Source organism: Streptomyces sp. MJM8645, from assembly GCF_001625365.1.
Classification (GTDB): domain Bacteria; phylum Actinomycetota; class Actinomycetes; order Streptomycetales; family Streptomycetaceae; genus Kitasatospora.
This window is the reverse complement of sequence record NZ_LJJF01000001.1, coordinates 1,454,304-1,479,161: the sequence shown is the minus strand read 5'-3', so window position 1 is coordinate 1,479,161 and position 24,858 is coordinate 1,454,304. Positions and strand designations below refer to the sequence as shown.

Annotated in this window: 18 protein-coding genes, 7 tRNA genes and 1 pseudogene; 15 read left to right on the top strand and 11 right to left on the bottom strand. The window is 74.1% G+C overall.

The window, feature by feature from the left end:
- Positions 1-90 precede the first annotated feature (90 nt).
- Positions 91-3,981 carry a nicotinate-nucleotide--dimethylbenzimidazole phosphoribosyltransferase gene (cobT, locus tag A6F73_RS06105; protein ID WP_079135469.1) on the top strand — a complete coding sequence of 1,297 codons (3,891 nt, stop codon included), beginning with the start codon at positions 91-93 and terminating at the stop codon, positions 3,979-3,981.
- Positions 3,982-4,090: 109 nt separating this feature from the next.
- Positions 4,091-5,368, top strand: a complete 1,278-nt coding sequence (gene cobA, locus A6F73_RS06100; RefSeq protein WP_063346832.1) for a uroporphyrinogen-III C-methyltransferase — start codon at positions 4,091-4,093, stop codon at positions 5,366-5,368.
- Between the two features lie 81 nt (positions 5,369-5,449).
- Here the strand turns inward: cobA and A6F73_RS06095 are convergent, their stop codons facing one another.
- A complete protein-coding gene (locus tag A6F73_RS06095; RefSeq protein WP_079135468.1) occupies positions 5,450-8,191 on the bottom strand; it encodes a SpoIIE family protein phosphatase in 2,742 nt (913 codons plus the stop codon).
- A 100-nt stretch (positions 8,192-8,291) separates the two neighbouring features.
- On the opposite strand from A6F73_RS06095, the gene A6F73_RS06090 reads away from it, so the two are divergent.
- Entirely contained in the window at positions 8,292-9,104 is an 813-nt protein-coding gene (locus tag A6F73_RS06090) for an RNA methyltransferase (protein WP_063346830.1), read from the top strand.
- Between the two features lie 753 nt (positions 9,105-9,857).
- Here the strand turns inward: A6F73_RS06090 and A6F73_RS06085 are convergent.
- Positions 9,858-11,156, bottom strand: a pseudogene (locus A6F73_RS06085) (serine/threonine-protein kinase); the annotation flags it as partial.
- A 408-nt stretch (positions 11,157-11,564) separates the two neighbouring features.
- Here A6F73_RS06085 and A6F73_RS06080 point away from each other — a divergent pair.
- A complete protein-coding gene (locus A6F73_RS06080) occupies positions 11,565-11,762 on the top strand; it encodes a hypothetical protein (RefSeq protein WP_063346828.1) in 198 nt (65 codons plus the stop codon).
- 298 nt (positions 11,763-12,060) lie between these two features.
- Here A6F73_RS06080 and A6F73_RS06075 read toward each other — a convergent pair.
- The 5 genes from A6F73_RS06075 to A6F73_RS06055 form a co-directional block, all read right to left on the bottom strand.
- A tRNA-Val gene (locus A6F73_RS06075) sits at positions 12,061-12,132 on the bottom strand.
- Between the two features lie 41 nt (positions 12,133-12,173).
- A tRNA-Val gene (locus tag A6F73_RS06070) sits at positions 12,174-12,245 on the bottom strand.
- A 41-nt stretch (positions 12,246-12,286) separates the two neighbouring features.
- Positions 12,287-12,358: transfer RNA gene (locus A6F73_RS06065), tRNA-Val, on the bottom strand.
- A 38-nt stretch (positions 12,359-12,396) separates the two neighbouring features.
- A tRNA-Cys gene (locus tag A6F73_RS06060) sits at positions 12,397-12,467 on the bottom strand.
- Between the two features lie 40 nt (positions 12,468-12,507).
- Positions 12,508-12,580 (bottom strand) — tRNA-Gly (locus tag A6F73_RS06055).
- Positions 12,581-12,901: 321 nt separating this feature from the next.
- Here A6F73_RS06055 and A6F73_RS06050 point away from each other — a divergent pair.
- Genes A6F73_RS06050 through A6F73_RS06040 form a run of 3 tightly spaced genes read left to right on the top strand, consistent with a single transcriptional unit; the run spans position 12,902 to position 15,730 of the window.
- Positions 12,902-13,963, top strand: coding sequence for a chorismate-binding protein (locus tag A6F73_RS06050; RefSeq protein ID WP_063346827.1), 1,062 nt, complete (start codon positions 12,902-12,904; stop codon positions 13,961-13,963).
- Positions 13,960-14,832 carry an aminodeoxychorismate lyase gene (locus A6F73_RS06045; protein WP_079135467.1) on the top strand — a complete coding sequence of 291 codons (873 nt, stop codon included), beginning with the start codon at positions 13,960-13,962 and terminating at the stop codon, positions 14,830-14,832. Before A6F73_RS06050 ends, A6F73_RS06045 begins: the two co-directional genes overlap by 4 nt.
- Positions 14,833-14,887: 55 nt before the next feature.
- Complete coding sequence (locus A6F73_RS06040) at positions 14,888-15,730, top strand: GNAT family N-acetyltransferase (RefSeq protein WP_063346825.1); 843 nt, start codon at positions 14,888-14,890, stop codon at positions 15,728-15,730.
- Between the two features lie 12 nt (positions 15,731-15,742).
- Here the strand turns inward: A6F73_RS06040 and A6F73_RS06035 are convergent, their stop codons facing one another.
- A complete protein-coding gene (locus tag A6F73_RS06035; RefSeq protein WP_063346824.1) occupies positions 15,743-16,243 on the bottom strand; it encodes a DsbA family protein in 501 nt (166 codons plus the stop codon).
- A gap of 110 nt (positions 16,244-16,353) precedes the next feature.
- Here A6F73_RS06035 and A6F73_RS06030 point away from each other — a divergent pair, with 110 nt between their 5' ends.
- Positions 16,354-16,818, top strand: coding sequence for a hypothetical protein (locus A6F73_RS06030; RefSeq protein ID WP_063346823.1), 465 nt, complete (start codon positions 16,354-16,356; stop codon positions 16,816-16,818).
- 56 nt (positions 16,819-16,874) lie between these two features.
- On the opposite strand, the gene A6F73_RS06025 is transcribed toward A6F73_RS06030, so the two are convergent.
- Positions 16,875-17,444 (bottom strand): CGNR zinc finger domain-containing protein, encoded by a 570-nt coding sequence (locus A6F73_RS06025; RefSeq protein ID WP_063346822.1) that lies wholly within the window; start codon positions 17,442-17,444, stop codon positions 16,875-16,877.
- 402 nt (positions 17,445-17,846) lie between these two features.
- Positions 17,847-18,260: an SsgA family sporulation/cell division regulator gene (locus A6F73_RS06020; protein ID WP_030056266.1), complete on the bottom strand. Its 414-nt coding sequence runs from the start codon at positions 18,258-18,260 to the stop codon at positions 17,847-17,849.
- A 195-nt stretch (positions 18,261-18,455) separates the two neighbouring features.
- Here A6F73_RS06020 and A6F73_RS06015 point away from each other — a divergent pair, with 195 nt between their 5' ends.
- The 3 genes from A6F73_RS06015 (at position 18,456) to A6F73_RS06005 (ending at position 19,325) form a co-directional block, all read left to right on the top strand.
- Positions 18,456-18,893, top strand: a complete 438-nt coding sequence (locus A6F73_RS06015; RefSeq protein WP_063346821.1) for a TIGR02611 family protein — start codon at positions 18,456-18,458, stop codon at positions 18,891-18,893.
- 78 nt (positions 18,894-18,971) lie between these two features.
- Positions 18,972-19,043: transfer RNA gene (locus tag A6F73_RS06010), tRNA-Val, on the top strand.
- 210 nt (positions 19,044-19,253) lie between these two features.
- Positions 19,254-19,325 (top strand) — tRNA-Val (locus A6F73_RS06005).
- A gap of 88 nt (positions 19,326-19,413) precedes the next feature.
- Here the strand turns inward: A6F73_RS06005 and A6F73_RS06000 are convergent.
- On the bottom strand, positions 19,414-20,181 hold the full coding sequence (locus A6F73_RS06000) for an exonuclease domain-containing protein (protein ID WP_063346820.1): 768 nt from the start codon (positions 20,179-20,181) through the stop codon (positions 19,414-19,416).
- A 151-nt stretch (positions 20,182-20,332) separates the two neighbouring features.
- Here A6F73_RS06000 and A6F73_RS05995 point away from each other — a divergent pair, with 151 nt between their 5' ends.
- The 4 genes from A6F73_RS05995 (at position 20,333) to A6F73_RS05980 (ending at position 24,836) form a co-directional block, all read left to right on the top strand.
- A complete protein-coding gene (locus A6F73_RS05995) occupies positions 20,333-20,887 on the top strand; it encodes a DUF4365 domain-containing protein (protein ID WP_063346819.1) in 555 nt (184 codons plus the stop codon).
- A 43-nt stretch (positions 20,888-20,930) separates the two neighbouring features.
- Positions 20,931-22,130, top strand: a complete 1,200-nt coding sequence (locus A6F73_RS05990; protein WP_063346818.1) for a hypothetical protein — start codon at positions 20,931-20,933, stop codon at positions 22,128-22,130.
- 87 nt (positions 22,131-22,217) lie between these two features.
- The gene (gene thrS / locus A6F73_RS05985) at positions 22,218-24,197 is read left to right on the top strand and encodes a threonine--tRNA ligase (RefSeq protein ID WP_063346817.1); all 1,980 of its coding nucleotides are present in this window, start codon (positions 22,218-22,220) and stop codon (positions 24,195-24,197) included.
- Between the two features lie 78 nt (positions 24,198-24,275).
- Positions 24,276-24,836 (top strand): HIT domain-containing protein, encoded by a 561-nt coding sequence (locus A6F73_RS05980; RefSeq protein ID WP_063346816.1) that lies wholly within the window; start codon positions 24,276-24,278, stop codon positions 24,834-24,836.
- Positions 24,837-24,858 lie beyond the last annotated feature (22 nt).

Here is a 24,858-nt window from a genome sequence, read left to right as displayed (position 1 = left end):
CCGGTGCAGGCCCGGCCCGTGCGGATGGGCGCTGCGGTCGGTGATCGTGTCGCCAAGGGCGCGGCAGCGGCCTGGAAGGAGCGTTTGACAATGACCGATGGCGGCCACGTCCCGGGCGAGGGATTGCCGGAGCACCTGAACGCCGGGCCGGACACGCTCGGCGGACCGGAGGGCGTCGCGGGCGTTGCACCCCTCCAGGGCGTCGCGACGGACGGCGGCGTGATCCCGAACCCGACGGCGCCGGGCCACGGCCCGGCCGGTGGTGCGATGCCCCCCGGCGCGGGTGTCATCCCGCCGCAGGGCCAGCCGCTGGGCGCGTCCGGCTTCGCCGTACCGGCCCCCGGCCTGTCGGCTCCCGGCGCACCGGCTCCCGGTGTGCCCGGTGAGGGCTGGGGAATCGACCCGGGCGCCCCGCGTCCGGCCTTCCACTTCCTCGACCAGGACGACGAGGACGACGTCCTGCTGATGCCCGGTCCGCAGGGCTCCTGGGGCGAGCCGCTGGCGCCCCTCCCGACCGAGCAGACGCCGCTCGCCCCGCAGCAGGACGGCACGCCGGTCGAGCCTTCGTGGCCGCCGCTGGAGCCGCCGGCGCTCGGCGCCGAGCAGACGCAGCAGCCGTTCCACGCCGCCCCGGCGCACCAGCAGGCCACGGAGGCGATGACGGCCGCTCAGCCGCCGCGCCGCCCGCTGCACGCAGGCCCGCCGATCCCGGACCCGTCGCTGATGACCGGCCAGGTCCCGGTGCGCTCGCTCGCCGACCGCGGCCCGTCGCAGGGCGGCACGCCCGCGCACGGCATCCCGGTGGTCGGCCGGCCGCCGATGACCGAGGCCGTCGCCCCGGCGCCGGCCGCCGCGCCGCAGGCCGTTCCGGCAGCGCCCGCGCCTTCGGTGGCGCCGGCGGTTCCCGCGACGGAGGCCCAGGAGTTCCAGCAGGTGCCGCTGGCCTCGCACCCGGTCGAGGCCCAGCTGGCCGTCGAGACGGTCGGGGCGATCGAGGTGATCGAGGTCGTCGAACTGCCGGAGGCCGTCGTCGTCGCCGAGGCCGTGGTGGACGCGGCGCAGGCCGCAGTGGCCGAGCCGGTCCCGGCGGAGTCCGGCCAGCCGGTCGTCGACCCGAGCGGCACGCCCCTCGCCACGCCTCTCGCCGGGGCCGTGGTGCCGGCGCCCGCCGAGGCGCCGGTCGAGATCGCCGTCGAGCCCGTCGCCGAGGTTGGCGTCGAGGCCGCTGCGCAGGCCGCGCCCGCGGAGCAGACCGAGGCCCCCGCCCCGGCCGGCCCGCCGCGGCGCATCTCCGCATTCCTCGCCGCGCCCACCGGTCTGCCTCCGGTCGCGGCGGCCGCGCAGGCCCCGGTGGCCGAGGAGGCCGCCCCGCAGCAGCCCGCTCCCATAGCGGCCGAGGAGCCGGCCGAGGAGCCGGTCCAGGCCGCCCCGCCCGTCGAGGCCGCTGGAGCGGTCGAGACCGGCGAGCCCGCCGAGGCCGTGGCGCCCGCGCCGGAGGCGGTCGTCGAGCCCGTCGTCGAAATGGTCGTCGAGGCGGTCGCCGAGACCGCCGCCGGCACGGGCGAGATGCCCTCCGGCCAGGCCGTCGTCGAGCCCGTCGAGGCTGCCGTCGAGGTCGCTGCCGAGCCCGTTGTCGAGCCCGCCGAGGGCGAGCAGCCGCAGGAGGCCGCGCCGGTCGTGGACCAGGCCGTCGAGGCCTCGGTCGAGCCGGTCGTCGAGCCCGTCGTCGAGCCTGAGACCGAGGCCGCCGCAGCGGAGACCGCGCCGCAGCCGGTCGCGGACGCCGCCCCGGTCACCGAGGCTGCCGAGGCCACCGAGCCCGTTGCCGCAACCGCGGAGACCATCGAGACCGCTGAGCCGGTCGCCGAGGCTGCCCCGGCCACCCCGGAGGACCAGGCCCAGCCCGTCACCGAGCCGGCCGCAGAGTCCGCCGAGCAGGCCCCCGCCGCCGAGGCCCCCACCGTCGAGCCCGTGGCCGCCGAGTCCGTCGCCGAGGAGGCCGCCGCACCGGAGGCCCCCGCCGCCGACCAGGCCGCTGACGCGTCCGTGGCAGCCGAGGCCCCCGCCGCCGAGCAGCAGCCGGCCGAGCCTGCCGAGCAGGCCGCCGAGCCGCAGACGGAGGCGTCGACGGAGGAGCCGGCGGAGGCGTCGACGGAGGACCAGGCGGAGCAGCCGGCCGAGGAAGCGCCGGCCGAGGAGCAGGCCGAGGAGCCGGCCGAGCCCCGCGGCCCGGCCGCGCCCGGCTTCGGCGAGGCCGAACGCGAGGCCGTCCACCAGGTGATCCGCGAGCGCCGCGACATCCGCAACGGTTTCCGCCCGGACCCGATCCCGCACGAGGTGCTGATCCGCGTCCTGGAGGCCGCCCACACCGCGCCCAGCGTCGGCTACTCCCAGCCCTGGGACTTCGTGGTGATCCGCTCGGCCAAGACCCGCCGGCGGATGCACGCCCTGGCCGAGCGCCAGCGCGAGGTGTACGCGGACTCGCTGCCCAAGGGCCGGGCCAAGCAGTTCAAGGAAATCAAGATCGAGGCCATCCTCGAGACGCCGGTCAACATCGTGGTGACCGCCGACCGCACCCGCGGCGGCCGGCACACGCTGGGCCGGCACACCCAGCCCCAGATGGCCCCGTACTCGGCCGCGCTGGCGGTCGAGAACCTCTGGCTGGCCGCCCGCGCCGAGGGCCTGGGCGTCGGCTGGGTGAGCTTCTTCGACGACGAGGAGCTGGTCCGCGAGCTCGGCCTGCCCGAGCACCTGGAGGTCGTCGCCTACCTGTGCGTCGGCTTCGTCGACTCCTTCCCGGACGAGCCCGAGCTGGAGCAGCAGGGCTGGGCCAAGAAGCGCCCGCTGTCCTGGGTGGTCCACGAGGAGCAGTACGGCAACCGCGCGCTGCCCGGCGAGGAGCCGCAGAGCCTGCTCGCCGAGACCCTGCGCGGCATCCGCCCGCTGGACGCCAAGGCGCTCGGCGAGGCCTGGGACCGGCAGAAGCGGATGACGAAGCCGGCCGGCTCGCTCGGCATGCTGGAGATCATCTCCGCCCAGCTGTGCGGCCTGTCCCGCAAGTGCCCGCCGCCGATCCCGGAGCCCGCCTGCGTGGCGATCTTCGCGGGTGACCACGGCGTGCACGCGCAGGGCGTCAGCCCGTGGCCGCAGGAGGTGACCGCCCAGATGGTCGGCAACTTCCTGGCCGGGGGCGCGGTGATCAACTCCTTCGCCAAGCAGATCGGCACCGAGGTCTGCGTGGTCGACGTCGGCGTCGCCGCCGAACTGCCGGAGGCCATCCAGCAGGGCCGCACCACCGGCCTGCTGCCGCGCAAGGTCAAGCCCGGTACCGCCGACATGACCCAGGGTCCGGCGATGACCCGCGAGGAGGCCCTCAAGGCCATCGAGGTCGGTATCGAGACCGCCCGCGACCTCGTCGCGGCGGGCAACAAGGCGCTGGTCACCGGCGACATGGGGATCGCCAACACCACCGCCTCGGCCGCCCTGATCTCGGTGTTCACCGGCCTCGACCCGGCCGAGGTCACCGGCCGCGGCACCGGCATCGACGACGAGACGCACGCCCGCAAGATCGAGGTCATCCGGGCCGCGCTGGCCCTGCACCGGCCCGACCCGGCCGACCCGATCGGCGTCCTCGCCGCCGTCGGCGGCCTGGAGCACGCGGCCCTGGCCGGCTTCCTGCTGGGTGCGGCCTCGCTGCGCACCCCGGTGGTCCTGGACGGCGTCATCGCGGGTTCGGCCGCGCTGGCGGCCAAGGCGATCGCCCCCGAGGTGCTGGCGGCCTGCATCGCCGGCCACCGCTCCGCCGAGCCCGGCCACCAGGCCGCGCTGGCGAAGCTGGGCCTGCGTCCGCTGATCGACCTGGACCTGCGGCTCGGCGAGGGCACCGGTGCCCTGCTGGCCCTGCCGCTGGTGCAGAGCGCGGCCCGGGCGATGCACGATGTAGCCACCTTCGACTCCGCCGGGGTCACCGAGAAGGGCTGACGTCCTCCGTCACCACTCCGCGGACCGGCCCGAGGGCGCGCCGGTCCGCGGAGCGGCGTCACGCCGCACCCGCACCCCCGACCCTCACCCCCGATCAGGAGCACCGCCGATGACCGCGCCCACCCCGCACCCCAGCACCGAAGGCCGTACCCCGTACCCGGTCGGCCTGCTGCTCGCCGGCCGCCGCGTGGTCGTGGTCGGCGGCGGCCAGGTCGCGCAGCGCCGGCTCCCCGCGCTGATCGCCACCGGTGCGGAGCTGCACCTGATATCGCCGGCCACCACCCCGGCCGTGCAGGCGATGGCCGACGCGGGCGAGCTCACCTGGCACGCCCGCCCGTACCGGGACGGCGACCTGGCCGGCGCCTGGTACGCCCTGGTCGCCACCGACGACCCGGCGGTCAACGGTGCCGTCAGTGCCGAGGCCGAGCGCGAGCGGGTGTTCTGCGCCCGCAGCGACGACGCCTCCGCCGCCACCGCCTGGACCCCGGCCAGCGGCCGCGACGCGGGTGCCACCGTCGCGGTCCTCACCGGTGACCCGCGCCACTCCGCCGCTCTGCGCGATGCCATCGTGGACGGCCTGCGGGACGGCTCGCTGGCCGTCCGCCAGTTCCGCGCGCACGGCGTCGGCGGCGCCTCGGGCCAGCCGGGCCAGGGGAGCGTCGCCCTGGTCGGCGGCGGCCCGGGCGACCCGGATCTGATCACCGTGCGCGGCCGCCGCCTGCTGGCCGACGCCGACGTGGTGGTCGCCGACCGCCTCGCCCCGCGCGAGCTGCTCGCCGAACTGCCCGAGCACGTCGAGGTGATCGACGCGTCCAAGATCCCTTACGGCCGGTTCATGGCCCAGGAGGCGATCAACCGGACGCTGATCGAGCACGCCAGCGCCGGCAAGTTCGTGGTCCGACTCAAGGGCGGCGACCCGTACGTCTTCGGGCGCGGCGGCGAGGAGCTGCTCGCCTGCGCCGAGGCCGGACTGCCGGTCACCGTCGTCCCGGGCATCTCCAGCTCGATCAGCGTCCCGGCGGCGGCCGGCGTCCCGGTCACCCACCGGGGCATGACGCACGAGTTCACCGTGATCTCCGGTCACGTCGGCCCGGACGACGAGCGCTCGCTCACCAACTGGGAGGCCGCCGCGAAGATGCGCGGCACCCTGGTGCTGCTGATGGCCGTGGACAAGATCGGCGCGATCGCCGCGAAGCTCGTCGAGCACGGCCGCCCGGGCGACACCCCGGTCGCGATCGTCCAGGAGGGCACCACCGCCGCCCAGCGCCGGGTGGACGCCACCCTGGCCACCGTCGCCGCGACCGTCGAGGCCGAGCGGATCAAGCCGCCGGCCGTGATCGTCGTCGGCGACGTGGTCAACGTCCTGGCGGCCGCCTTCCAGCGCTGAGCGCCCGGAGTGGGAAGTCGGGCCCGTCGACTTCCCACTCCGACTTCCCCCTCTGGCCGGCCACTCGGCCACTCCGGGCGGCTACTCCAGCGGCTGCTCCGTCCAGATCACCTTTCCCGTCGCCGTGTAGCGCGTCCCCCAGCGGTCCGCGAACTGCGCGACCAGGAACAGCCCGCGCCCGCCTTCGTCCGTGGTCGCCGCGTACCGCAGGTGCGGCGAGGTGCTGCTGCCGTCCGACACCTCGCAGATCAGCGCCCGGTCCCGCAGCAGCCGCACCCGGATCGGCCCGGTGCCGTACCGGATGGCGTTGGTCACCAGTTCGCTCAGGATCAGCTCGGTGACGAACGCCGCCTCGTCCAGCCCCCAGGCCGCCAGCCGCTCCGCGACCTCGGCCCGGACGGCGCCCACCGCCGCCGGTTCGGGCGGCACCTCCCACTCCGCGACCTGGTCCGGCGCCAGCACCCTGGTCCGCGCCACCAGCAGCGCGATGTCGTCCAGCGGACGCTCCGGCAGCATCGCCCCCAGCACGTCCGCGCAGGTTTGTTCCGGCGTGCGCGGCGGCCCGGTCAGCGCCGCCCGCAGCAGTTCGAGCCCCTCACCGATGTCGCGCTCGCGGTCCTCCACCAGCCCGTCGGTGTACAGCACCAGACGGCTGCCCTCCGCGAGGTCCAGCTCGACGTTCTCGAACGGCAGCACCGCCAGCCCCAGCGGCGGCCCGGTCGCCAGCTCCGGGAACACCACCCGCCCGTCCGGGCCCACCACGGCGGGCGGCGGATGGCCGGCGCTGGCCAGCGTGCACCGCCGTGCCACCGGGTCGTAGATCGCGTACAAGCAGGTCGCCCCGGTCAGGGCCGCGCCCTCGCCGCTCCCGGCCTCGTCCTGGTCGATCCGGTTCACCAGGTCGTCCAGGTGCCCCAGCAGCTCATCCGGCGGCAGGTCCAGTGTCGAGAAGTTGTGGATCGCCGTCCGCAGCCGGCCCATCGTCGCCGCCGCGTGCAGGCCGTGCCCCACCACGTCCCCGACGACCAGGGCCACCCGCGCGCCCGGCAGTGGGATCACGTCGAACCAGTCGCCGCCCACCCCGGCCTGGGCCGGCAGGTAGCGGTGCGCGACGTCCAGCGCGCTCTGCGGCGGCAGGTTGCGCGGCAGCAGGCTGTGCTGGAGCGTCACCGCCATCGCGTGCTCCCGGGTGTAGCGGCGCGCGTTGTCGATGCACACCGCCGCGTGCGCCACCAGCTCCTCGGCCAGCACCAGGTCGTCCGCCTCGAACGCCTCCGAGCGGTCCGCCCGCCAGAACCGGGCCACCCCCAGCAGCACCCCGCGCGCCCGCAGCGGCACCCGCACCATCGAGTGCACCCCGTACGCCAGCACCCGGGCCGACCGCTCCGGATCCTGCTCCCGCCACCTAGGGGCCTGGGCCAGCCAGGGCTCCAGCCCCGACTCCCCGCTGTGCAGCGCCCCGGCCAGCGGGGTGGCCGGCACCACGTCCAGCACCGTGTCCACCGGGTAGAACGGGGCGTCGTCCCGGATCCCGGCGAGCGCCACGCGGCGCATCCGCCCCAGCGAGGTGCCCGGCGGCGGCTCCTCGCCCGTCAGCACCTGGTCCGCCAGGTCCACCGTGACGAAGTCCGCGAACCGGGGCACCGCGACCTGCGCCAGCTCCTCCGCCGTCCGCGTCACGTCCAGCGAGCTGCCCACCGTCACCCCGGCGTCGTACAGCAGCCGCAGCCGCCGCTGCGCGCCCTCGGCCCGGCCGGACAGCGCCAGCAGCTCGGTGGAGTCACGCAGCGTGGCGACGCAGCCCGGCGGGCCGCCCACCTGGTCGGTGAGCCGGACGTTCACCGCCAGCAGCCGCTCCCCGGCCAGCACCACCTCGTCCGTCACCGGGCGCTGGGCGGTCAGCAGCTCCTCGGGCGCGGGTTCCAGGCCCAGCTCGGTCACCGGCCGGCCCTCGGCGTCCGGCGGCAGGTCCAGCAGCCGCCGCGCCTCGTCGTTGCAGAGCAGCAGCCGACCGTCCGCGCCGACGATCATGACGCCCTCGCGCACCGCGTGCAGCACGGCCGCGTGGTGCTCGTACATCCGGGTCATCTCCGCCGGGCCCAGCCCGTGGGTCTGGCGCCGCAGCCGCCGGTTGATCAGCGCCGTGCCGAGGGTGGCCAGCCCGACCGCGCCCGCGGCGGCGCCCAGCACCACCGGCAGCTGCCGCTCGCTCGCGCTGCTGACGCTGCGCACCGTGACGCCAGCCGAGACCAGCCCGGCCACCGAGCCGTCCGGCGCGTACACCGGGACCACCGCCTGGACCAGCGGGCCGAGCGAGTCGGTGACGCGCTCGGTCACCACCTGCCCGTGCACCGCGGGCAGGTAGGTGCCGACGAACTTGTGGCCGATCAGGGCCGGGTCGGGGTGGGTGTAGCGGATGCCGTCGTCGTTCAGCACGACGATGAAGCCGACGCCCGACGACATCCGCGCGGCCTCCGCCTTGGGCTGCAGGACCGCGGTCGGGTCGGGGGAGCGCAGCGCGTCGACGATGCCCGGCGAGTTGGCGAAGGTCTGCGCGACCGACACCGACCGGTTGCGGGCCTCGTGGTCGGCGTCGGTGCGCGACTGCACCACCAGCGCCACCGCGGCCGCCGCCACCAGCAGCAGGACGACGAGGACCTGCAGCGCGAACACCTGCCCGGCCACCGACCGGTGCCGTACGGGCCACGGCCGCTTCGCGCGTGGCAGCTGTAGCCGACCGTTTGGGCGCCCACCGGAGGAGCCGGCGGAACCAGTAGCACCAGAGGCCGACGGAGCCCAGGATCGGCCCGGAAAACGGGCCATACGGCCATGTTTGCACCATGGCTGGCACAGGGCCAAGGCCAGCCCGCCCCGCGGCTTGGGCCGTTTGGCCTTCCCCGCCCCGCCTTGGCAAGATCGCAGGGTGTCCGAACCCAGCACCATCACCGACCCCGCCGACCCCCGCCTCGGCGACTACACCGGCCTCACCGACGTCGAACTGCGCCGTCGGCGCGAACCCGCCGAAGGCCTGTTCATCGCGGAGGGGGAGAAGGTCATCCGCCGCGCCCTCGCCGCCGGCTACCGGATGCGGTCGATGCTGCTGACCTCCAAGTGGCTGGAGGTGATGGCCGACGTCATCGCCGAGGCGGACGCCCCCGTCCACGTCGTCGAGCCGGGGCTCGCCGAAGCCGTCACCGGCTACCACGTCCACCGCGGCGCGCTCGCCTCGATGGAACGCAAGCCGCTGCCGCAGGCCGCGGACCTGCTCGCCGGCGCCCGCCGGGTCGCCGTCCTGGAAGGCCTGGTCGACCACACCAACCTCGGCGCGATCTTCCGCAGCGCCGCCGCCCTCGGCATGGACGCCGTCCTGCTCTCGCCCGACTGCGCCGACCCGCTGTACCGGCGCGCCGTGAAGGTCTCCATGGGCGCCGTCTTCGTGGTGCCCTACGCCCGGCTCGACCCCTGGCCGGCCGCCCTGGAGACCGTCCGCACCGCAGGGTTCACCCTGCTGGCCCTGACCCCCGCCGACGGCGCCGTCGACCTCGCCGGCCTCGCCCCGCACCGCCTCCCCAAGGCGGCCCTGATGCTCGGGGCCGAAGGCGACGGCCTGACCGGACCCGCTCTCGCCGCCGCCGACCACGCCGTCCGCATCCCGATGGCCCACGGCATCGACTCCCTCAACGTCGGCGCCGCCGCCGCTGTTTCCTTCTACGCCGTCACCGCCCCCACCGCCTGACGGGGACGTCTGCCTCCCCTCTCACGCCGGAGGAGCCCCCACATAGAAAGCGGGAAGCAGGAAGTCGGCCAGGCCGACTTCCTGTGCCGCGCCCTCCCGTGCTCAGCCCGCCGCAGCGGTGGGCGGAGCCGGGGCGGCGGCCGGGGGCTGGGTGGCGGGGCCGGAGGCGCCGGGCCAGGACTCGTCCAGGGTGCCGTCGGTACGGACGGTGTAGCGGGTGGAGGTGGTCGCGCCGGTCGCGGCGACCCGCTCCTCGCGGACGACCGTCCCGCCGTCGAGCCGCCAGGTGGCCGTCGCCTGCGGGTCGGCCGCCGAGGTGCGGGAGGTGGCGGCGACCGGGGTGTCCCCGATGAAGGAGAAGAGCTGGACGAGGTCGACCGGCACCGAGCCCTCGGCCCGCCGCAGGACGACGACCGCAGCCGGGGCGCCCTTGTACCGGGCGGGCAGCACGGAGCTGAGCACGACCTGCGGGCCGGCCCCGACCGACCGGCCGTCCCGGAGCGCGATGCCGGGCCCGCCGGTCCCGTCGGGGTAGCTGCGGTTGGGCCAGTCCACCACCGGCCCCGATCCGTACGGGGGCGCCAACGGGCTGTCGCCCGTGCCGCCGTGTGCGGCCGCAGCGGCGGCGGGCGGGGTGGCCGGAGGCTGGGCGGCGGGGGGTTGGGTGCCGGGGGCTGCGGCGGCGGCCCCGTCCACCGAGGTCCCCGGCACGGCCTGCGCGCCGCCCGCGGCGGGCGCACTGGCGCTGGACCCGCCGGACGGCCGCAGGCCCTGCTTGCTGCGGTTCTCGCACCCCTGGGCGGCCGCGATGGCCAGCGCGACGCCGAGCGTCACGGTGACGAAGACCACGAGCCGCTGCCGCAGCAGCCGCTGCCGCGCGTTGCCGGGCCGCCCGCCGGGGGCGGGGGTGTGCTGGCGGTCCCGGGGGTGCCCGCGGTCGCGGGTGCCGGGCCGGCCGGGGGGCGGGGTGTGCGGCCGCTCCCGCAGCGGGCGGGTCACCGGTGTGGCCTCGGGCCGGGGGAGCGGGGCGGTGGCCGCCTGCGAGCGCCGGGCCGCGGCTGCGGCGGCGGCCCGGGACCGTGCCGGGGCGGCGGGCTCGGGGGAGCGTCCGGGCGCGGGCACGCCGTGCCGGGCGCCGTCGGGGGCGGGCTGGGCCGCCGGACCCGCCGGGGCGGGTGCCGCGACCCGCCCGTGGCCGGGCCGCGCGGTCCGGGTGGCGGTTCCGGCTGCCGCCCCGCGCGCCGCGAGTTCGCTGAGGCGCTCGTGCAGTGCGGCCGCGCCGGGCCGCTCGGCGGGTTCCTTGGCGAGGCAGGCGCGGATGAGCGGTGCCAGCGGCGTCGGTACGGCGGACAGGTCGGGTTCCTCGTGGACGACCCGGTAGAGCATGACTTCGGAGGACGCCCCGGATCCGAACGGGGTGTCCCCGGTGAGCGCGTAGGCGAGGGTGGCCCCGAACGCGAACACGTCGGTGGCGGGGGTGACGGCGGCGCCGCGGACCTGTTCGGGCGCGAGGAAGCCGGGGGAGCCGACGGCGGTGCCGACGTGGGTGAGGGTGCTGGCGCCGCGCGACCAGGCGATGCCGAAGTCGATGATGCGCGGGCCCCGCGGCGAGAGCAGGATGTTGGAGGGCTTGAGGTCGCGGTGGACGACCCCGGCCTCGTGCACCTTGACCAGCCCGTCGGCGAGTGCGGCGCCGATCCGGGCGGCCTCGGGCCAGCTCAGCGGCCCTTCGTCGCCGACCTGCTTGTAGAGGGAGGGCCCGGGCACGTACGCGGTGGCGAGCCAGGGGCGGTCGGCCTCGATGTCGGAGCCGACGACGCGGGCGGTGCAGCCGCCCCGGATGCGGGAGGCGGCGGCGATCTCGCGGGCGAAGCGGGTGCGGAACTCCTGGTCCTCGGCGAGTTCGGCGCGGATCAGCTTGAGGGCGACGCGCTGTCCGCGGCGGTCGGAGCCGAGGTAGACCACGCCCATGCCGCCGGCGCCCAGTCGCCGGTGCAGGCGGTACGGCCCGACGATGCGGGGGTCCTCACGCCTCAGCCGCATCATCGCCATGTTCCGTTCCCCGTCAGCCTGTGGGTGAGGCCCCGTCGGTTGGGGCATCGTCAGTTCCTGTCTGGCACAGCTTACGGACTGCCCCCTGCGGTGTGCTGATACGCAACACCTCAAGCAGCCGTGTGATTGTCGGATCGTGCGCTGACCCGCAGGTCATAGGGGTGCCGAAGCGTTTCTCGGGGTTGCCCCTCAGGGTTCCCCCGGGGTCGCGGCCAAGGCTCCCTCCCCCTGCGGTAGTACGCCTGAAGTCTGAGCGTCATCCTCCGGGATGCCCGAGGAACAGTACGACGGCATGACGCCCGGACGGCCCCCTGAGCAATAGCGTTGTGTTCAGCGGTGGACGGGGAGCTCGTCCCCCGAGGTAAGCCGTTCACCGCGCCAACTCGACCGGACCACAGGAGTAAGGGCATGGCACCGCAGCTCACGGGAAACCCCCGCCGTCGGTCGGCCGTCGTCCAGTCCCGGTCGGCCGAGCAGCCCACCAGGCACCCGGCCGTGGCGCTGGCCATGGCCCTGCCGTGCGCGGTGCTGCTGGTGCTGCTGTTCGGCGGTTGGGATCAGATGGCGAACCAGGCCCAGGCCGTCGCCGATCTGATCGGCCGCTGAGAACATGCCGGCCCCGACGGGGTCGGCCACAGAACGGGCACTGGTCCCCTGGGGACGGGGAACAGTGCCGCCGGGGAGGCCGCGGCCGCGATGACACGCGGACGGGCGTGTGTGGTGCGCAGAGCGCCCCGGCAGGCGGAGACGCCGCGTACGGACGTCGGTGAGGGCGACCGTACGCGGCTCTTCTCTTTTCCCGAAGCCGTCGTCTGTCTCGAAGGCGTCGGCTGCCCCGAAGTCGTCGTCAACGCCAAACAGCCGGGGCCGCGATCCTGACGGATCGCGGCCCCGGCCGTTACTGTGCGCGATACTGGGATTGAACCAGTGACCCCTACCGTGTCAAGGTAGTGCTCTCCCGCTGAGCTAATCGCGCCTGGTGTGGCGGTCCTGCAGCAGACCCCGAAGGGCCCGACGTGCGCGATACTGGGATTGAACCAGTGACCCCTACCGTGTCAAGGTAGTGCTCTCCCGCTGAGCTAATCGCGCCTGGTGTGGCGGTCCTGCAGCAGACCCCGAAGGATCCGACGTGCGCGATACTGGGATTGAACCAGTGACCCCTACCGTGTCAAGGTAGTGCTCTCCCGCTGAGCTAATCGCGCGGGGAGGTCTTCCGGCCGGAACCGGTCGAACCTCTCGGAGGTGGAGACGGGATTTGAACCCGTGTACACGGCTTTGCAGGCCGTTGCCTCGCCTCTCGGCCACTCCACCAGGCAACACACGAAGAACGATCTTACACTGTTCTCCATCGAGCGGACGACGAGATTCGAACTCGCGACCCTCACCTTGGCAAGGTGATGCTCTACCAACTGAGCCACGTCCGCCTGTCTCCCGGGACCTTCACCGCTTTTCTTCGGCTGCGCTCCCTGGCGACGTGTTGAACTCTAGCGGATTCCTGGGCCAGCTAAAAATCCGTTCCCGCAGCGTGCCGATGGGATGCCCGCCGAGCGCCTCCCCGCCGACCCCTCGACCCGGCCACCGGCCGCCACCTGCGGCGCTTCCGGACGATCATCCGCAGGCCACCCGGCGCACACCCGCGCGACGCCGGGCGCTGCTCACGCCCCCGCGCCACACCCCCGCGCCGGGCCCGCACCCCCGACCTACACTTCAGGCACCGCCGCCCAGGACCACCGCGCAGGAGAACCGTGTCCGGCCCCACCGAACCCAGCACCCCGCTCGCCCGCTTCGGCGGCCGCCTGGCCACCGGCCTGCGCGACGTCACCTCGGACCCGGCGGCCCTGGACTCCACCGGCTACTGGGCCGTCGCCTACGACTTCGAGGGTCGGCTGACCTGCGCCCGCTTCGACGACGTCCGCCCCGCCCCCGCGCCGCCCTCGGGCGCCGGCTGGCGCGGACCGGAGGCCGGCGACTGGCACAGCTCCCTGGACCGCTCCGCCTACACCGCGGGCGTACGCCGCATCCGCGAGCACATAGCCGCCGGCGAGGTCTACCAGGCGAACCTCTGCCGCGTGCTGTCCGCACCGCTGCCCGACCCGGCCCGCAGCGACGTCGACGCCCTCACCGGCCTCCTCGCCCACGGCAACCCCGCCCCCTACGCCGGCACCATCCGCCTGCCCGGGCACGGCGTCGAGATCGCCACCGCCTCACCCGAGCTGTACCTGCGCCGCACCGGCCGCACCGTCTCCTCCGGCCCGATCAAGGGCACCGGCCGCACCGAGGACGACCTCCTCGACAAGGACCACGCCGAGAACGTGATGATCGTCGACCTGGTCCGCAACGACCTCGGGCAGGTCTGCGCGACCGGCAGCGTCACCGTCCCCGACCTGTGCGCCGTCGAGAAGCACCCCGGCCTGGTCCACCTGGTGTCCACCGTCGAGGGCACCCTGCGCGAGGGCGCCGGCTGGCCCGAGCTGCTCGCCGCCACCTTCCCGCCCGGCTCCGTCACCGGCGCCCCCAAGTCCAGCGCCCTGCGGATCATCGACGCCCTGGAGACCGCCCCGCGCGGCCCGTACTGCGGCGCCGTCGGCTGGGTCGACGCCGACCGCGGCGAGGGCGAACTCGCCGTCGGCATCCGCACCTTCTGGCTCGACCGGACCGACCCCGAGGCGCCCGTGCTGCGCTTCGGCACCGGCGCCGGCATCACCTGGGGCTCCGACCCCGACCGCGAGTGGGCGGAAACCGAACTGAAGGCCGCCCGCCTGGTCGCGATAGCGTCGGGCAGCGACACCGACCCGACGGGGGCATGAACCGCCCCGCCCCCACCCCGCCCAAGGAGCAGCCCTCGATGCAGAACCCGACCACGAGCTGGGTCAACGGGGCGCTCGTCGACTCCGCCGACGCCGCCGTCTCGGTCCTCGACCACGGACTCACCACCGGCGACGGGGTGTTCGAGACCCTGAAGGCCACCGACGGCCGGGCCTTCGCCGTCACCCGGCACCTCGACCGGCTCACCCGCTCCGCCCGCGGCCTCGGCCTGCCCGACCCGGACCACGACCTGGTCCGCGAGGCCTGCGCCCAGGTCCTCGCCGCCAACCCGGCCCCGCTCGGCCGCCTGCGCGTCACCTACACGGGCGGCACCTCCCCGCTCGGCTCCGAGCGCGGCACCGCCGGCCCCACCCTCGTCGTCGCCCTCGGCGCGATCAACCGCCGCCCCGACGAGACCGCCGCCGCCGTCGTCCCGTGGCGCCGCAACGAGCACAGCGCCGTCGCCGGCCTCAAGACCACCTCGTACGCCGAGAACGTCGTCGCCCTGGCCGCCGCCCACCGCGCCGGCGCCTCGGAGGCCCTGTTCGCCAACACCGTCGGCCTGCTCTGCGAGGGCACCGGCTCCAACGTCTTCGTCGTCCTCGGCGGCCGCCTGCTCACCCCCACCCTCGCCTCCGGCTGCCTGGCCGGCATCACCCGGCAGCTGGTCGTCGACTGGTGCGGCGCCGAGGAGGCCGACCTGCCGCTCAGCGCCCTCCAGGACGCCGACGAGGTCTTCCTGACCTCCACCACCCGTGACGTCCAGGCCGTGACCCGGGTGGACGACCGCGAGCTGCCCGGCATCGGCCCCGTCACCGCCAAGGCCATGGCCGTCTTCGCCGAACGCAGCGGCGACGACCTCGACCCGTGATCCCCGCAACGGCAACCCGGGCATAGGGGCCCGGGCGCGGGGAAGGGACCACCACATGACCACGACGCTGCGCCCCGAGGGCCCGGAGACACCCACCGACGCCGGCGGCCGCACCAGGCGCTGGCAGATCTGCGCCAACGGCCGCCAGGTCGGCGCGCTGCGCACCACCGCCATCCCGCACGGCAGCCAACTCTGGGGCGAGATATCGGAGTTGGAGGTCAGAGAAGGCCGGGGTCGGGGCCGCGGCACGTTCGGCGCGCTGGCCGCGGAGGAGGTGCTGCGCAACTGGGACTGCACCCGGGTGGACGCCAACATCCCCGAGACGGCGCGGATCGCCCGGGGGCTCGCCGCCACCCTCGGCTACACCGAGCGGATGCGGAACCTGGCCAAGCGGCTGACCGCCGCCCCCGCCCTGCCCGCCGGCATCACCGCCGACCGGATCGAGCCCCCGGAGTTCCAGGCCTGGCTCGACCGGGCCGCGCGGGGCTACCTCCGCTCGCTCGTGGAGTCCGGGCTCAGCGAGGAGCAGGCCCGCGCCCGATCCCAGCTGGACCACCAGCGCCAGCTCCCGCAGGGCGCCGACAGCCCCGGCGTCGCCCTGCGCCGCCTGCGCGCGGACGGCGAAGCCGAGCCGCTCGGCTCGCTCTGGGTGGACTTCCACCGGCGCGACCTGCCGAACGGCGGGCCGCTCGCCTGGGTGATGACCGTCGAGGTGTCCCCGGCCCACCGGGGCCGGGGACACGGCCGCACGCTGATGCTGCTCGCCGAACGCGAGTGCCTGGCCGCCGGCGTGCGCGACCTCGGCCTCAACGTGTTCGCCGGGAACGAGGTCGCGATCCGCCTCTACGCCTCGCTCGGCTACCGGGTCACCAACCGCATCTACGGAAAGCCGCTGTGACCCGACGTGACGTCAGGAACCCGCCGCCGCCTCGATGGCGGCCACGATGCGGTCCCGCAGGCCGTCCTGGCTCTGCCCGCCGTCCAGCCGCTGCCCGCCGATCACGTACGTCGGCGTGCCGGTGACCCCGATCGCCCGGCCCTCGGCCTGGTCGGCGTCCACGGTGAGCATGTGCCGGCCGTCGATCAGCGCGGTGTCGACCTCCTCGGCGTCCACCCCGACCGCCCGGGCCACCTCCAGCAGCACCTGCTGCCCGCGGGCGTCCAATTCCTCGGTCCGGGCCAGCAGCGCCTCCACGAACGGCCAGCCCAGCCCCTGCGCGAACGCCTCCTCGGCGGCCTCCGCGGCCGCGTAGGCGTGCTTGTGCTTCTCCAGCGGGAAGTGGCGGACCTCGACGGGCAGCGCGTCGCCGTACCGCGCGCGCAGCGCCCGTACGTCGTCCAGCGCGGTGCGGCAGTCCGGACACTGGAGGTCGCACCAGAACTCGAGCCGGGGGAGGGAACCATCGATCATTCCCCCAGTGTTTCACTAGTGGGCGCCCGCTCCGGCCGACGGTGCGCCCCTGCGAAGGCCGACAGGGAGGCAGTGATGACCAGGACGACCGGAAGCGAAGGAGTACTGCCGTGCTGACGGCGGCGATCAGCTTCGCGCTCACGGCGGGCGGGGTGGCCGTGGCCGGCCTGCGGGCCTACCGGCGGCGGTTCCTGTCCGCGACCCGCTGGTTCGCGGTGGCCCTGGTGCCCGCCGGGCTCTACCTGACCGGCCTGTTCCCGGTGGCCCGGACGATCGGCAGCGAGTTCGCCGACTGGGCGACGAGGCTGGTGTTCGACCCCCGGGTCTGGACCGGCATCGTGCTGCTCGGCCTCTCCGCGCTCCTGCTGGTGACGACGCGCTGGCTGGGCCGCCGGGGCGCCGTGGACGCCGCGCCGGACCGCCCGGCGGCCGCCGGTGCCGCGCCCGAGCGCCCGGCGGTGGCCGCCACGCCGCCGAAGAAGCCAGCGACGGGCAAGCCTGCGGGGGGCAAGCGGGACGACGGCCTCGGCGACTTCTCCGACATCGAGGAGATCCTCCGCAAGCGCGGCATCTGAGCGGCATCCGAACGCGGCACTCGAACGCGGCATCCGAACCCCTGCGGGGGTCGGCGTCAGGCGGAGGGCACGGCCTCCGCCGAGCGCTGCCGTGCCCGGTAGGCGGCGACGTGCAGCCGGTTGCCGCAGGTGCGGCTGTCGCAGTAGCGCCGGGAGCGGTTGCGGGAGAGGTCCACGAAGACCCGGGCACAGTCCGGCGCCTCGCAGCGGCGCAACCGCTCCCGCTCGCCCGCCATCAGGATGAAGGCCAGCGCCATGCCCAGCTCGGCGGCGAGGTGGTCGCCGAGCGCGGCGTGCGGCGCGAAGTAGTGGATGTGCCAGTCGTGGTGGTCGTGGTTGGTCAGCCGCGGCGTCGTACCGGCGGCCGCGACGATCCGGTTGACCAGTTCGGCGGCCTCGGCGGTGGACTCCGTCCCGAACACCTCGCGCAGCCGGGTGCGCAGCTCGTGCACCTTGCGCAGGTCGTTCTCGGTCAGCGAGTCGATCTCGCTGATCTCCTGGCCGACCACGAAGGCGTCCAGTGCGGCCACGTCCGGCAGCCGCTCGGTGCCGCACACCTCGGGCGCGGTGTTGAGCAGCTCGACGAGGATGCTCAGTGCGCACTCGGTGTCATGGGTGATCAGCACGTTGGGGACTCCTCGCGCAGGGGACTCCGGAACCCCGCGTCCACGGTTACCCCAGACCATACCGGGCCTTGCGGCGGAAGGGCGGTGGGTTCTTTCGAAGGTGCGTACGGATTCCGTCAGAGTGCCGTGGAGCGGACGGCGTCCGGGCGGCCGGGTCCGCGAAGGACCCCCCGAAATGCCGACGGCGCCCGGCAGCGAGGCCGGCCACCCGTATGGATGGCCGGCCTCGTTGCCGGGCGCCTGCGGTGTCGCGGACCCGCTCCGGTGGGATCGGGCCGCCCACCGGCCCCGAGGCCGCGTCGCGCGCGGCTGAGTGCTGCCGTGCCCCCGAGTAGGACGGCAGCGGTGACGGCAGGAGGTACCACCCCGCCGATGGCGGGGCGTGACCGCCTCCGGGCGGGATCAGCTTTCGGCGAGGATGTGGGACAGCTCCCGGTCGAGGTCGAAGTGGCGGTGTTCGGTGCCGGGTGGCACCGCGGCGTCCGTCCGCTTGAGAAATGACTCAAGCGCCCGGGCCGGGGCTTCCAGCAGGGCTTCTCCTTCCGGAGAGCTCAGCGCGATGCAGACCACCCCTTGCCCGTGGCTGCGGGACGGCCAGACCCGGACGTCGCCGGTACCGGTCGGTCGGTGCAGCCCCTCCGCGAGGAGATCTCGGGCGAACACCCACTCCACGGTCTCGTCGGCGCCCGTGTGGAACGTGGCGTGCACGGCGTAGGGGTCGGCGGTGTCGTAGCGCAGGCCCGCGGGGACGGGCAGTGAGGACTCGCTGGACACGATGAGGCGCAGGTGCAGCTCGCAGCTGACCGTGGTGTTCATAAGCGCCATGGCCTTTCGCTCAGTGTGCGCTCGGGGAATCGCACGTCGGCGAACGGACCATCCCACCCCCAAGCCCGATGTAAACCCCTCTGTCCCGATTCGGGCGCGAGTCGTACCCCTTACGGCGCATTGCGGAATCATCCCGGAGTGGCCCGGTCGGGCATTACCGGGCCGCTTCTTGGTTAGTTTCCTGGCATGACTGTGCGAAACGACAAGACGGCCAAGAACACGGGATCGGGTGAACCGGTCACGTCGGATGACGCGGCCGGCTCCCGCGCCCCGGCGTTCGTCCGCCGCTCGCGGCCGCTGCACCTCACCTGGCAGGTGGCGATCTTCCTGGCCGGCCTCGCCGTGGTCGTCCTCGGCGTGATCATGCTGCCGCTGCCCGGCCCCGGCTGGGTGGTGATCTTCCTGGGCATGGGGGTCTGGGCCACCGAGTTCGACTGGGCCCGGCTGGTGCTGCGGTGGAGCCGCCGCAAGGTCGCCGAGGCCGCCCGGCGGGCCATGGACCCGCGGGTGCGCCGCCGCAACCTCACCGTCACCGCCATCGGCCTCGCCGCGGTCGTCGGGATCGGCGGCTGGTACTTCGCCCGGTACGGCCTGGCCGTCCCCTGGACGGCGGGCGAGAGCTGAGCGGCCCGGGGCCGGGGGCCGCCGTGACCAGGGTGTTCGGACCACCCTCCGGGATGCGGTAATGTTTTCCCTGCACCCGGGCGATTAGCTCAGCGGGAGAGCACTTCGTTCACACCGAAGGGGTCACTGGTTCGATCCCAGTATCGCCCACCGGAATGCATTGTGATACGTGAGGCCCAGCCGATTATCGGCTGGGCCTCACGTGTATTTCCGGAATCCATCCGAAGAACCATCCGGAATGCGGCTGAGGCTCAGTCATCTTCCGCGTGGAGCGCGAGTTCTGCGGATGCGCCAGCAGTACCCGGAAGGGGCGAGTTGTACGACGACCGCCAAATGGTGCTACTGTTCTTCTCGTTGCCCGGGCGATTAGCTCAGCGGGAGAGCACTTCGTTCACACCGAAGGGGTCACTGGTTCGATCCCAGTATCGCCCACCGGACAGCACGCAGGCCCTGACCAGGAAACCGGTCAGGGCCTGCGGTGCGTTCGGGGCCGGCGCTCGCGGGCATCCGTCGGCCGCCGCTACGCCGCCGCCTCGCAGCCGTGTTCGGGCTCCAGCCGGCGGCCGCAGCCGCACCGGGCCGGTCGCAGCGGCCAGGACAGGTCCACCCGCTCCGGCGTCCCCGACCGGTCGAACCAGTTCTGCAGCCCCCGCGCCTGCGCCGCGTGCCAGATCGCCTGCCGCAGGTGCAGCTCCGCCGCCGTCAGCCCGCCCAGCGCCGCCGGGTAGCGGGCGCCTATCCGCCGGGTCAGCGCCAGCGCCGCCGTCGCGTCCGCCGCCGCGTCGTGCGCCCCGGCCAGCTCCACGCCGTAGTGCGCGCACAGGTCGGTCAGCGTCCGACGGCCCTTGCGGTAGCGGTCCACGTGCTTGTCCAGCACCCGCGGATCCAGCACCACCAGCCCGGCCGTGCCCACCCCGTCGGTCAGCGTCAGCCCGTGATGGCGGCGCAGCTCCCGGTCCAGCAGCGTCAGGTCGTACGGTGCGTTCATCACCACCACCGGGCGCCCGGCCCTCGCCTGGTCCGCCAGCGCGCGGGTGACCTCCGCCACCACCGCGCCGACCGGGCGCCCGTGCGTCCGGGCGTGCTCGTCGGTGATGCCGTGCACCGCCCGGGCACCGTCCGGGATCGGGACGCCCGGATCGGCGAGCCAGGTGGTGGTCTGCACCGGCCGACCCGGGGCGAGTTGGACGACCAGGGCGGCCGAGACGATCCGATCGGTCTCGACGTCCACTCCGGTGGTCTCGGTGTCGAAGGAGGCGAGTGGGCCGGTGTACCAGTGCTGCTGCATGACTGCCCCTCAGGCGAGCGTTCCGCGCGCCCGGTTGATACCCGGTTCTGACACCCGTTCAACCGTTTGGCGCAAGCCCGACCGGGGATCCTGCCCGTGGGCCCGTCGTTCCGATCCGGACGGGCCCGGAGCAGGGGGAGGCCACGGGGCGATGGCACTCACGCAGCCGCAGCCCGAGGGAGCGGCGGCCGTTCTACGGGGGAACCTGGCGGTCACCGCCTGCATGGAGACGCTGCAGGTCGGCTACCTGCACGCGGTCGCCGCCGCGGCCGGCTGCTCGCTCTCCCAGCCGTTCCCGGACAACGGGATCGACTGGCAGGTCAGCCACGGCTCCCGGGCGCACGAGGTGGACGACGAGGTCACCATCAAGATCCAGCTGAAGGCCACCCAGCAGATCGCGGCCGATCCGACCGGGCCGTTCTTCAGCTTCACCCTCGACAACGACCACCTGCGCAAGCTCGCCCGGGCGAGGGTCGCCGTGCCGCGCATCCTGGTCGTGATGCTGCTGCCGCGGCGGGTCGACCGCTGGCTGCACGCCCGCCCGGACGCGCTGGAACTGCGGCACTGCTGTTACTGGGTCAACCTGGCCGGCCACCCGGTCACCGGACAGCGGCGCACCAACGTGCGGGTCCCCACCGGCAAGGTCTTCGACGACCGCGCGCTCTGCGACATCATGGCCCGGGTCGGCGCGGGTGGCAGCCCGTGACCGCCCGCCCCGGTCCCGGCCCCGGCAGCGAGGAGCAGCACCCATGACACCGCCGCACGCACCCGGCGAGCCGGTCCAGGCCCTGCCCGACCCCGCCGCAGTCGACCCGGCGGTGCTCGCCACCCTGCTCGCCCGGCACGGCTGGGTCCGGCGCGGCGGCCCCGCCGCCCGCTACGGCCGCTGGACGCCGCCCGACGACGAGTCCGGCACCAGCGTCCTCGTCCCCGCCGGGGACGGCTTCGACGACGCCGTCGACCTCCTCGCCGACGCCGTCACCGCGCTGTCCCGCTCCTCCACCCCGTCCGCCCGCGCCATCCTGCTCGCACTCGCCGTCCCCGGCGACGAACTGCGCTGGCACCGGGAGCCGGCCGGCCCCGCCGAGGCCGCCACCTGGGACGACGCCGAGCGGCTCCAACGGGCGGCCCGCGCGATGCTCGCCGCCGGGGCCAAGGCCGGCCGGGCCCCGGCCGCCTACTTCGGCGCCCGGCTGGACGCCCACGCCGGGGACTTCCTGGACCGCGTCCTGGTCGTCGAGCAGGGCGCGGCCCTCACCGCCTACACCCCCGCGCCCGAGGGCCGGGCCGCCGTCACCACCCTGGTCCGCGCCCTGGAGGCACTGCGCGACGCCGTCGACTACCGCCGGGTCAGCGGGGGGCCCGAGGCCTTCGAGAACGCCGTCCAGGCCGGAGTCAGCCGGGAACTCGTCCAGTCCGTCGAGGACCTGGTCCGCGGCGCGACGGCGACCAGGCTGACCGTCGCCTGGTCCGCCGCTGCAGGGACCCCGGGCGGCTTCGGGGACCGCCGGGTCGTCCTCGACTTCTCGCCCGGCGACCTGCCCGCCCTGACCGAGGCCGCCGAACTGCTCGAACGGATCGAGCCCGCCGTCGCCGTCACCGTCGTCGGCGTGGTCGTCCGGCTCAAGCGCGCCGACCCGGCCGGACCGGGCGCGGTACGGCTGCGCGTCCTCGGCGGCGCCGAAGTCCGCGAGCTCAAGCTCCGCCTGCCCGACCCCGACTACCGGCTCGCCGCCGAGGCCCACCTCGCGGGCCTGCCGGTCCGGGTCGCCGGCCGGCTGGAGAGCCGCGGCGGCTTCCGCCGGCTCACCCGGCCGCAGGGCCTGGAACTGTGCGGCTGGGAGGACGCCGACCGCGAGCGGCTGCTGAAGTCCCTCGGGGAGGGACTCGGCGAAGAACTCGGCGAAGAGCTCGACGGAGGCCTCGGGGAAGGGGGAGAGGGGGCGTAGGTGCGCGGCCGGGTCGACGCGCTCGGTACCATCGTCACGCGCAGCGCAGTGTTGCGTCCTCTGAATCCAGCACGTCAGGAGAGACCGGTGACGGACGTCCGGGTAATCATCAACCGCGAACCCGATCGGGAAGAGCGCGTGGTGACCACGGGCACTACGGCCGCCGAGCTCTTTGCCGACGACCGCTCGATCATCGCCGCCCGCGTCGGCGGCCAGCTCAAGGACCTCGCGTACGCCGTCCAGGACGGCGACGAGGTCGAGCCGGTCGCGATCGGCAGCAAGGACGGCCTGGACATCCTGCGCCACTCCACCGCGCACGTCATGGCGCAGGCCGTGCAGCAGCTCTACCCCGAGGCCAAGCTCGGCATCGGCCCGCCGGTCAAGGACGGCTTCTACTACGACTTCGACGTCGAGAAGCCCTTCCACCCCGATGACCTCAAGGTCATCGAGAAGCGGATGCAGGAGATCATCAAGCGCGGGCAGAAGTTCTCCCGCCGCGTGGTCACCGACGAGTCCGCCCGCGAGGAGCTGGCCGCCGAGCCGTACAAGCTGGAGCTGATCGGCCTCAAGGGCTCCGCCGCCACCGCCGGCGAGGGCGCCGACGTCGAGGTCGGCTCCGGCGAGCTCACCATCTACGACAACCTGGACGCCAAGACCGGCGAGCAGTGCTGGGGCGACCTCTGCCGCGGCCCGCACCTGCCCAGCACCCGGTACATCCCGGCGTTCAAGCTGATGCGCAACGCGGCCGCCTACTGGCGCGGCAGCGAGAAGAACCCGATGCTGCAGCGCATCTACGGGACCGCCTGGCCGACCAAGGACGAGCTCAAGGCCCACCTCGACTTCCTGATCGAGGCCGAGAAGCGCGACCACCGCAAGCTCGGCAACGAGCTGGACCTCTTCTCCATCCCCGAGGAGATCGGCTCCGGCCTCGCCGTCTTCCACCCCAAGGGCGGCATCATCCGCCGGGCGATGGAGGACTACTCGCGCAAGCGGCACGAGGAAGAGGGCTACGAGTTCGTCTACACCCCGCACGCCACCAAGGGGAAGCTCTTCGAGAAGAGCGGCCACCTCGACTGGTACGCGGACGGTATGTACCCGCCCATGCAGCTCGACGAGGGTGTGGACTACTACCTCAAGCCGATGAACTGCCCGATGCACAACCTGATCTTCGACGCGCGCGGCCGCTCGTACCGTGAACTGCCGCTGCGCCTCTTCGAGTTCGGGACGGTGTACCGCTACGAGAAGTCCGGCGTCGTGCACGGCCTGACCCGCGCCCGCGGCTTCACGCAGGACGACGCGCACATCTACTGCACCCGCGAGCAGATGGCGGAGGAGCTCGACTCGACGCTGACCTTCGTGCTCAACCTGCTCCGCGACTACGGTCTGACCGACTTCTACCTGGAGCTGTCGACCAAGGACCCGGTCAAGTACGTCGGCTCGGACGAGACCTGGGAGGAGGCCACCGCCGTCCTCGCCAGCGTGGCCGAGAAGCAGGGGCTGCCGCTGGTGCCGGACCCGGGCGGCGCGGCCTTCTACGGCCCGAAGATCTCGGTCCAGGCGCGCGACGCGATCGGCCGGACCTGGCAGATGTCGACGATCCAGCTCGACTTCAACCTCCCCGAGCGTTTCGATCTTGAGTACACGGCGGCGGACGGCTCGCGCCAGCGGCCGGTCATGATCCACCGCGCGCTGTTCGGCAGCATCGAGCGGTTCTTCGCGGTGCTGCTGGAGCACTACGCCGGCGCCATGCCGCCGTGGCTGGCCCCGGTCACCGTGACGGGCATCCCGATCACCGACGAGCACGTGCCGTACCTGCTGGAGGTCGCGGCCGAGCTGAAGAAGCAGGGGATCCGGGTCGAGGTGGACACCTCGGACGACCGCATGCAGAAGAAGATCCGCAACGCCCAGAGGTCCAAGACGCCGTTCATGCTCATCGCGGGCAACGACGACGTCGAGGCGGGCGCGGTGTCCTTCCGCTACCGCAACGGCGAGCAGAAGAACGGCGTGCCGGTGGCGGACGCCGTCGCCGAGATCGTGGAAGCGGTGAAGAACCGCATCCAGGTGTGACGCCTTCGGACCACCACGCGCGGGGCGGGCTCTTCATGAGTCCGCCCCGCGCGGCTTTGCAAGCAGCGCTGGGCGAATATGCTGATCAGCATGACGACTGAGCCGGAACTGCAGCGGGGCGTCGGGGAGCCGGACGGCTTCCGCCGCCTGTGGACCCCCCATCGGATGGCGTACATCCAGGGTGAGAACAAGCCCACCGGTCCGGCTCCGGACGACGGTTGTCCGTTCTGCTCGATCCCCTCGCTGAGCGACGAGGACGGGCTGGTCATCGCCCGGGGCGCCGCCGTGTTCGCGGTGCTGAACCTGTACCCGTACAACGGCGGCCACTTGATGGTGGTCCCGTACCGGCACGTCGCGGACTACACCGACCTGGACGAGGCGGAGACGGCCGAGCTGGCCGACTTCACCAAGCGGGCGATGACCGCGCTGCGGGCGGCCTCGGGGGCGCACGGGTTCAACATCGGGATGAACCAGGGCACGGCGGCCGGTGCCGGGATCGCGGCGCACCTGCACCAGCACGTGGTGCCGCGCTGGGGCGGGGACACCAACTTCATGCCGGTGGTCGGCCACACCAAGGTGCTGCCGCAACTGCTGGCGGACACCCGGAAGATGCTGGCCGAGGCCTGGCCGCAGGACTGATCGGGAACGCCGGAGGGGCCCG

Bases quoted from the DNA above. Each gene is read 5' to 3' on its own strand.
- cobT (WP_079135469.1), top strand. From the start codon at position 91: ATGACCGATGGCGGCCACGTCCCGGGCGAGGGATTGCCGGAGCACCTG.
- A6F73_RS06015 (WP_063346821.1), top strand. From the start codon at position 18,456: ATGACTGTGCGAAACGACAAGACGGCCAAGAACACGGGATCGGGTGAA.
- cobA (WP_063346832.1), top strand. From the start codon at position 4,091: ATGACCGCGCCCACCCCGCACCCCAGCACCGAAGGCCGTACCCCGTAC.
- A6F73_RS06040 (WP_063346825.1), top strand. From the start codon at position 14,888: ATGACCACGACGCTGCGCCCCGAGGGCCCGGAGACACCCACCGACGCC.
- A6F73_RS05995 (WP_063346819.1), top strand. From the start codon at position 20,333: ATGGCACTCACGCAGCCGCAGCCCGAGGGAGCGGCGGCCGTTCTACGG.
- A6F73_RS06080 (WP_063346828.1), top strand. From the start codon at position 11,565: ATGGCACCGCAGCTCACGGGAAACCCCCGCCGTCGGTCGGCCGTCGTC.
- A6F73_RS06095 (WP_079135468.1), bottom strand. From the start codon at position 8,191: ATGGCCCGTTTTCCGGGCCGATCCTGGGCTCCGTCGGCCTCTGGTGCT.
- A6F73_RS06020 (WP_030056266.1), bottom strand. From the start codon at position 18,260: ATGAACACCACGGTCAGCTGCGAGCTGCACCTGCGCCTCATCGTGTCC.
- A6F73_RS05990 (WP_063346818.1), top strand. From the start codon at position 20,931: ATGACACCGCCGCACGCACCCGGCGAGCCGGTCCAGGCCCTGCCCGAC.
- A6F73_RS06045 (WP_079135467.1), top strand. From the start codon at position 13,960: ATGAACCGCCCCGCCCCCACCCCGCCCAAGGAGCAGCCCTCGATGCAG.
- A6F73_RS05980 (WP_063346816.1), top strand. From the start codon at position 24,276: ATGCTGATCAGCATGACGACTGAGCCGGAACTGCAGCGGGGCGTCGGG.
- A6F73_RS06000 (WP_063346820.1), bottom strand. From the start codon at position 20,181: ATGCAGCAGCACTGGTACACCGGCCCACTCGCCTCCTTCGACACCGAG.
- A6F73_RS06035 (WP_063346824.1), bottom strand. From the start codon at position 16,243: ATGATCGATGGTTCCCTCCCCCGGCTCGAGTTCTGGTGCGACCTCCAG.